We start from the raw sequence: 7,298 nt of genomic DNA on the forward strand, positions 1-7,298 counted from the left end.
TTCCGGAGACTCAACATGCAACTACTCACGAACCCTTTGCGCCGCGCCATGCTCGGCACCCTTGCCGCCGCGTCCCTGCTGGCCATGGCACCCCATGCGCTGGCGCAAGGCTGGCCCAGCAAGCCGATCCGCCTGGTCGTCGGCGCGCCAGCCGGCGGCACTGCCGACACCGTCGCGCGCACATTGGCCGAAGGGCTGACGCCGCTGCTCGGGCAGCCGGTGATCGTCGACAACAAGGCGGGTGGCATGGGCGCCATCGGCACCCAGGACCTGCTGCAATCGCCGCACGACGGCTACACCTTCATGGTCGGCGTCAACGGGCTGGTCAGCGAGATCCCGCACGTCGCGAAATCCCGCATCGACATGTTCAAGGACGTCAAGCCTTTGGCCCAGCTCACCCAAACCGGCCTGCTGCTCGTCGGCACGCCGTCGCTGCCGGCATCGAACCTGCAGGAAGTCATCGCCTATGTGAAGGCTCATCGGGGCAAGGTGAACTATGCCTCGTACAGCACGGGCTCGATGTCGCACACCATGGGACAGGAGTTGAACAAGCTCGTCGGTCTGGACATGACCCATGTCGGCTACAAGGGCTCGCCGCCCGCGCTGCAGGACGTGATGGGCGGCCATGTGGCGCTGATGTTCGATGGTCCGGCGACTTCGATTCCGCTAATCAAGGCGGGCAAGCTGAAGGCGTTCGCGGTCGGCGCACGAAAGCGGCTGGCTGCACTGCCCGACGTGCCGACCTTTGCCGAACTTGGCTACCCGAAGATCGGTGACCTCGCATGGATCGGCCTGTGGACCACGCCTGACGTGCCGGCCGATGTGCAAGCCAGGGTCCGCGAGGCCACGCTGAAGGTGCTCCAGCAACCGAAGGTGATCGAGCGTTTCAGGGAACAGGGTCAGGACATCGGCCTGCCGCTCACGCCCGAGGAGCTGTCGAAGTCGCTGCTCGCGGCATCCGACAGGCACGCTGCCAACCTGAAGGCCATCGGCTTTCAGCCTGAATGAACACCCGTCAAGGAACACACATCATGCACGGACAAATGATGCAGCAACCGCTGCTGATCTCCAGTCTGCTGACGCATGCCGAACGCCATCACGGCGAACAGGAAATCGTCTCGCGCCGCGTCGAAGGCGACATCCATCGCACCACCTACCGGGAGCTCGCCGCCCGGGCGCGCCGCGTGGCCAACGCGCTGGCACAACGCGGCGTCAAGTTCGGTGACCGCGTCGCCACGTTGGCGTGGAATGGCTACCGCCACATGGAGCTGTACTATGGCGTCTCGGGCTCCGGTGCCGTGCTGCACACACTCAATCCGCGCCTGCACCCCGACCAGGTGGTGTGGATCGCCGACCATGCCGAAGATCAAGTACTGTTCTTCGACCTGAGCTTCCTGCCGATCGTCGAAGCGATCGCTGCACGTGTGAAGACCATCAAGGCCTTCATCGTCTTGACCGATCGTGCCCACATGCCGGCGTCCACCAAAGTGCCCAACCTGCTGTGCTACGAGGACCTGCTGGCTGATGCGAGCGATCGTTTCGAGTGGCCGAGCTTCGACGAGAACAGCGCGTCGTCGCTGTGCTACACCTCGGGCACCACCGGCGACCCGAAGGGCGTGCTGTACAGCCATCGCTCGACGGTGCTGCACACCTATGCCGCGGCGCTGCCCGACGCGCTCAACTGCTCGGCGCGCGATTCCATCCTGCCCGTGGTACCGATGTTCCACGTCAATGCCTGGGGCCTGCCGTATGTGGGTTGCGCGGTCGGCGCCAAGCTCGTCTACCCGGGTCCGTTCCTGGACGGCAAGAGCCTGTACGAACTGTTCGAGGCCGAGGGCGTGACGATGTCGGCCGGCGTGCCCACGGTCTGGCAAGGGCTCTTGACGCATGTTGAGAGCAACAACCTGTCTTTCAGCACCATGCGCCGCACGGTAGTCGGCGGCTCGGCCTGCCCGCCGGCCATGATGCGCGCATTCCAGGAACGCCATGATGTGCAGGTGCTGCACGCCTGGGGCATGACAGAGGTGAGCCCCCTGGGCACCGTCTGCACGCTCAAGCCGGCGCAACTGGCGTTGCCCAACGAAGAGCGGCTCGCGACCCAGTCCAAACAAGGGCGCGCCGTGTTCGGCGTCGACCTCAAGATCGTCGATGGCGACGGCAACGAACTGCCCTGGGACGGCAAGACCTCGGGCGAGTTGATGGTGCGCGGTCCCTGGATCGTCGCGAGCTATTTCAAGGGCGCCGGCGGCGACCCGCTGGTGGACGGCTGGTTCCCGACCGGTGACGTCGCCGTCATCGACGCCGATGGCTTCATGCAGATCACCGACCGCGCCAAGGACGTCATCAAGTCCGGCGGCGAGTGGATTGGCTCGATCGACCTGGAGAACATCGCGATGGCACACCCTGCAGTGAGCATGGCCGCCTGCATTGCTGCATTCCATCCGAAGTGGGACGAGCGTCCGCTGTTGGTGGTGGTGAAGAAGCCCGACTTCGAGGTCACGCGCGAGGAACTGCTGGCCTTCTATGACGGCAAGATCGCCAAATGGTGGACGCCCGACGATGTGGTTTTCAGTGACACGATACCGCTCGGCGCGACCGGCAAGATGCTCAAGCATCGCCTGCGCGAGCAGTTCAAGGACCACCGGCTGCCGACCGCCTGACGCCATGACCACCACACTCACGATCGGCGCGGTTCCCGGGCACATGCGCTCGATGTTTCCCGGCGTATTGGCCTGCGGCGTGGTCGCTGCGGCCTCCACCTTTCTCTCGCAGCACTACGGTGCCCCGGCGATGCTGTTCGCGCTGCTGCTCGGTATTGCGATGAATTTCCTCTCCGGCGAGGGCGCCTGCAAGCCGGGCATCGAATTCGCGGGTCGGACGCTGCTGCGCCTCGGCGCCGCGCTGCTCGGGTTGCGGATCACCGTCAGCCAGGTTGCCGAACTCGGCTGGCAGCCGGTAGCGCTCGTCGTTGCGTGCGTAGTGCTGACCATCGCGGTATCCATGTTGACAGCGCGCCTCTTGGGCTTCCAAACCCTGTTCGGCCTTCTCAGCGGCGGCGCCACCGCGATCTGCGGTGCTTCCGCGGCGATGGCGCTGGCCGCTGCGCTGCCGAACCACCCGCTGAAAGAGCGCGCAACGCTGTTCACTGTGGTTGGCGTGTCCGCTTTGTCCACGCTGGCGATGATCGTCTACCCGATGATCGCGCAGGCCATGGGGCTGGACGCGCGCGCCGCCGGAGTGTTCCTCGGCGCAACCATCCACGACGTCGCCCAGGTGGTCGGCGCCGGCTACAGCATGTCGCAACAGACGGGCGACGTGGCCACGCTGGTCAAGCTGATGCGCGTGGCGATGCTGCTGCCGGTGATCGTCTTCGCGGTCATGTTGTCGCGGCGCCAGGCAGGTCAAACAGGTGGCCCGCGCCCGCCGCTGCTTCCGGGCTTCGTCATCGGCTTCGCGCTGCTGGTGGCGATCAACAGCACGGGCTGGATGCCTGCGGTCGTCGCCAAGGGCGGCAGCGATCTCTCACGCTGGTGCCTGGTGGCCGCCATTGCGGGCATCGGCATGAAGACGCAGTTGAAGGACCTGGTCACGGTCGGCCTCAAGCCGGTGATGCTGATGCTTGGCGAGACGATCTTCCTGTTCGTGCTGGCGCTTGCATTGATGCGTTGGCTCGCCTGAGTCCAAGTCACGGAGGTTCAAGTAATTGAGGGAAAAGCGCAGGGATTGGTGCACGGGTCATCAAATTTCTGACAGCTCGCAGCGGTCGCTCGCTTGGAGCAAGCTCGGACGGCATCTGGTTTTGGCGCTAAGCGACGGCGTTCTGCATGCGAATTCGCGACAGCCTCCAGCTCCAGGAACCGCCGAAACTGCGGCGGGTGCTGAAGCATCCTCTACCAACGCCGTATGGCTGTCAGCGGGGAGAATAACTCGACTCTCTTAGGCTCGCGTGACCACTCAACCAAACCCATATCGAACGGGGTATCGATCGATTTTTGCCCGGGCATTACAGTCTTACGAATGGACCAAGACCCTGCACATTTCACCAGCGCGAAACTGTTGACCGGTGACTCGCGTCACCGGTCGCTTGAGGACATGCAGTGGCGCGTAACGTGCATCGGGATGACCATCTTCACCATACTCATCGTGGTGGCTCAGGCATGCTTCGCCGACTAAGACGCTGCACCAAAATCTCGCGGCTGTAGCAAGACGCCGTGATCGAGCGCGGCGCGGTACGGCCTCGCGGCATTTGAGCCTCGAGCTGATGCTATCTTTTAGCCAGGTATTCGCGCACGGCTTGAAGGGAGTGGCCAACCTGGTGTACCGCTGCACGCAGTTCGGCTTCTGTCGCGTTCAGCGCCTTCTTCCACCACTGGATCTCGTGGGGTTATTCCAGCGAAATCAACTTCGCGTCTTCAGCGGTCTTGATCGAATCGTCAGGCATGCGATCACCTCCGAGAAAAAGGCAATGGGATGGCCACAAGCGCAAATCATTTGTGAGTGGCGAGATGGTCGCGCACCCTTTCCGCGGACGGGCCAATAGCCAGTACAGCTCGGCGCAGTTCGATCTCGGTGCAGTTGAACGACTTGCACCAAAAGACAATCTCCTCCGGCTTGTCGAGCGAGATGAGGGTGACCCCTATGGGGGTGCTGGTGGAATCGTCGTCCATCGTGTTCTCCCGGGAACCGGCTTCACGGCGCTCAGCGGACGCCAAGGATGCAGATGGTCAACCAACTGTTTCCGTGCTGGCATGCTGATTCATCCCGTTCGTCTGACTGGAATTGTCCTGCCGAGGCCGCGTCGTCGCCACCTATGGCCCTTCCTGAATATCCGCCAATACCGCTGCCCAAGCGCCCCCCGCCCTCGAGCAGCCCGGCTGGCTGTATGAGATCAAAGTCTGACGCGCGCGAAAGTCTAAGTATCACTAAATCCCGAGCGGCGACATCGGACTGCTTGGCATCGTGGCGGGACCCACACGGCAACTTCTCCAATTCCAGGAGGCGCTCCTACAGGTGGTGACGCCCTCACGGCAGAGACCGGCGATTCCGTCGCGTCGGACGAAAAATGCCGCGCTGATTTTTTGCCATCGACAGGCGATGCGGGACAACGCTAACGTCGCCCAATGCTTGCCACGGCTTCGTTCAAGGCTTCGAGGGACACAGGCTTGTTCAAGTGCAGGTCGAACCCTGCGGCCCTGGACTTCGCCGCGTCCTCCGCGCGTCCGAAGCCGGTGAGCGCAATCGCCCGCCATCGGCGGGCATGCGGCAGTTCGCGCAACCGGCTGATGAGTTCAAAGCCGTCCATGCCGGGCATGGCGATGTCCGAAATCACGAGGTCGAATTCGCCCTGCCTGGCCGCCTCCAGCGCCGCCTCGCCGCTGTCGGCGGTCGTGACCATGGCGCCTTCGAGGCCCAGAAGTTCACCCAGGGTCTCGAGCGTGTGGAGGTCGTCATCCACGAGCAGGATGCGTTGATCGGCCAAGACCCCGTGCGCGATCAGTTGGAAGCCGGGCACATGGCTGTCCAGCGTACCCTCCAGCAGCGGAAGGCGCACCCTGAACGTGGCACCCTGGCCCGGACCCGCAGAGTCCGCCCCGACACTGCCGCCATGCAGTTCCGCCAGGCTCTTGACCAGCGCCAGGCCGATGCCCAGGCCGCGCTCGCTGCGCGTGGTGGGCGGGTGGTCGCCCTGCTGGAACATGCCGAACACCTGCCCGAGAAAATCCGGCGCGATCCCGCGGCCGGTGTCCCGCACCTCCAGCAACGCCCAGGGACCGTCACGGCCGAGCCGCACCTCGATCGTCCCGCCGGGCGGCGTGAACTTCAGCGCGTTGCTCGCCAGGTTCCAGAAGATCTGCTCGACCCGCACCACGTCCGCGAACACCGCGAGATCCTCGGCCTGCACGGACAGGGACAACTGCTTCGCCTCCGCGTCCTTGCGCAGCGCATCCGTGATCCGTTCGACGATCGGGCGCCATTTCACCGGCGATCGATTCAAGGCCAGCTTGCCCGTCTGCAGGCGCGAGAGATCGAGCAGGTCATCGATGATCTGCGCCTGTGCATGGACCGTCCGGCGGATGGTGTCGGCAGCCCGCGACAGCCGCGGCGAATCCTGGACCTCCGGCGAGCGGCCGATCAACTCGGCGCTCACCAAGATGAGGTTCAGCGGGTTCTTGAGTTCGTGCGACATCACGGCCAGGAACTCGTTGCGTAGCGCATGCGCCGCCTCCAGCTGGACGCGCACCTGTTTCTCGGCCTCGAGCAACTCCTCGCGCTGGCGCTCCAGCAGCCGGCGCTCGGTCAGGTCGCGGGCGATCTTCGCAAAGCCCTGCGCATTGCCTTCGACCAGCGTGGTGGTGATGCCACTGCAATAGAAGCGGCTGCCGTCCTTGCGCAGGTGCCAGCGCTCGTCGAGTGCGCGGCCGTGCTCGCGGGCACTGTGCAGCTCCTGCTCGGGCATTCCGACGGTACGGTCCTCCGGCACGAAGAGGCGGCGGAAATGCTCTCCCAGGATCTCATCGACGGTGTAGCCGAACATCAGCTCGGCGCCCTTGTTCCAGCCCGTGACGCATCCGGCCTCGTCCAGCGTGATGACCGCGAAATCCCGGGTGCTTTCCGCCACCAGGCGCAGCCGCTCGTCGCGTGCGCGCAGCTGCTCCTGCGCCGCGCGGCGCTCGGTCACGTCGATGAAGTTGAGCACCGCGCCGTCGATGCGATCCTCGTTGGTGCGATAGGCCGAGATGCGCATGAGGTACCAACGTCCATCGACGGACGCCACTTCGCGCTCCAGTGGCTGCAGCGTCGCCAGCACGTGCATGAGGTCATCGGTGAGGCTGCCGCCGCGGTCCAGGCGATGCGTGATGTCGCCCAGGGGCCGTCCCTTGTCGGTCGGGAGGATGTTGAAGATCAGTGCACTCAAGGGCGTGAAGCCATTGATGTGCATCTGCCGGTCGACGAACACGGTGGCGATGTTCATCGAGGTGATCAGGTTGCTCAGGTCGTCGTTGATCCTGGCGGTTTCCTCGACCTTGTTCTTGAGCTCGAAGTTGACTGTCGTGAGCTCCTCGTTGACCGACTGGAGTTCTTCCTTGCTGGTCTCGAGTTCTTCGGTCGCCGAGCGAAGCTCCTCGTTCATCGACTGCAGTTCCTCGTTGGACGCGCGCAGCGCCTCGGTCGAACTGGCGGATTCGCCGATGCTGCCCTTCAACTCGCGTTGCAGCCGAAGCACCTCTTCCTCAAGGACCGTGTAGGCGGGCTCCGGCTCGCCCGCGCGTGCCTGCGCATCGGCGTCCGGCTGCAGC

Annotated in this window: 6 protein-coding genes; 3 read left to right on the top strand and 3 right to left on the bottom strand. The window is 64.3% G+C overall.

Annotation, left to right across the window (positions count from 1 at the left end; genetic code table 11):
- Window positions 1-15 precede the first annotated feature (15 nt).
- Genes WKW82_RS37410 through WKW82_RS37420 form a run of 3 tightly spaced genes read left to right on the top strand, consistent with a single transcriptional unit; the run spans window position 16 to window position 3,678 of the window.
- Window positions 16-1,008 (top strand): Bug family tripartite tricarboxylate transporter substrate binding protein, encoded by a 993-nt coding sequence (locus WKW82_RS37410; protein WP_340348300.1) that lies wholly within the window; start codon window positions 16-18, stop codon window positions 1,006-1,008.
- Between the two features lie 23 nt (window positions 1,009-1,031).
- The gene (locus WKW82_RS37415; RefSeq protein WP_340348301.1) at window positions 1,032-2,660 is read left to right on the top strand and encodes a 3-(methylthio)propionyl-CoA ligase; all 1,629 of its coding nucleotides are present in this window, start codon (window positions 1,032-1,034) and stop codon (window positions 2,658-2,660) included.
- Window positions 2,661-2,664: 4 nt separating this feature from the next.
- Window positions 2,665-3,678: a YeiH family protein gene (locus WKW82_RS37420; RefSeq protein WP_340348302.1), complete on the top strand. Its 1,014-nt coding sequence runs from the start codon at window positions 2,665-2,667 to the stop codon at window positions 3,676-3,678.
- 586 nt (window positions 3,679-4,264) lie between these two features.
- On the opposite strand, the gene WKW82_RS37425 is transcribed toward WKW82_RS37420, so the two are convergent.
- The 3 genes from WKW82_RS37425 to WKW82_RS37435 all read right to left on the bottom strand — a co-directional run.
- Complete coding sequence (locus tag WKW82_RS37425) at window positions 4,265-4,375, bottom strand: DUF3606 domain-containing protein (RefSeq protein ID WP_340348306.1); 111 nt, start codon at window positions 4,373-4,375, stop codon at window positions 4,265-4,267.
- A 112-nt stretch (window positions 4,376-4,487) separates the two neighbouring features.
- Window positions 4,488-4,667 carry a DUF3606 domain-containing protein gene (locus WKW82_RS37430; protein WP_340348303.1) on the bottom strand — a complete coding sequence of 60 codons (180 nt, stop codon included), beginning with the start codon at window positions 4,665-4,667 and terminating at the stop codon, window positions 4,488-4,490.
- A gap of 440 nt (window positions 4,668-5,107) precedes the next feature.
- Window positions 5,108-7,298: ATP-binding protein (locus tag WKW82_RS37435; protein ID WP_340348304.1), on the bottom strand; the 2,191-nt coding region annotated here is incomplete at its 5' end.

The organism is Variovorax rhizosphaerae (genome assembly GCF_037889975.1).
GTDB lineage: Bacteria > Pseudomonadota > Gammaproteobacteria > Burkholderiales > Burkholderiaceae_C > Variovorax > Variovorax rhizosphaerae.

Excerpts from the sequence above, each read along its gene's own strand:
- WKW82_RS37410 (WP_340348300.1), top strand. The coding sequence starts at position 16 with ATGCAACTACTCACGAACCCTTTGCGCCGCGCCATGCTCGGCACCCTT.
- WKW82_RS37415 (WP_340348301.1), top strand. The coding sequence starts at position 1,032 with ATGCACGGACAAATGATGCAGCAACCGCTGCTGATCTCCAGTCTGCTG.
- WKW82_RS37420 (WP_340348302.1), top strand. The coding sequence starts at position 2,665 with ATGACCACCACACTCACGATCGGCGCGGTTCCCGGGCACATGCGCTCG.
- WKW82_RS37430 (WP_340348303.1), bottom strand. The coding sequence starts at position 4,667 with ATGGACGACGATTCCACCAGCACCCCCATAGGGGTCACCCTCATCTCG.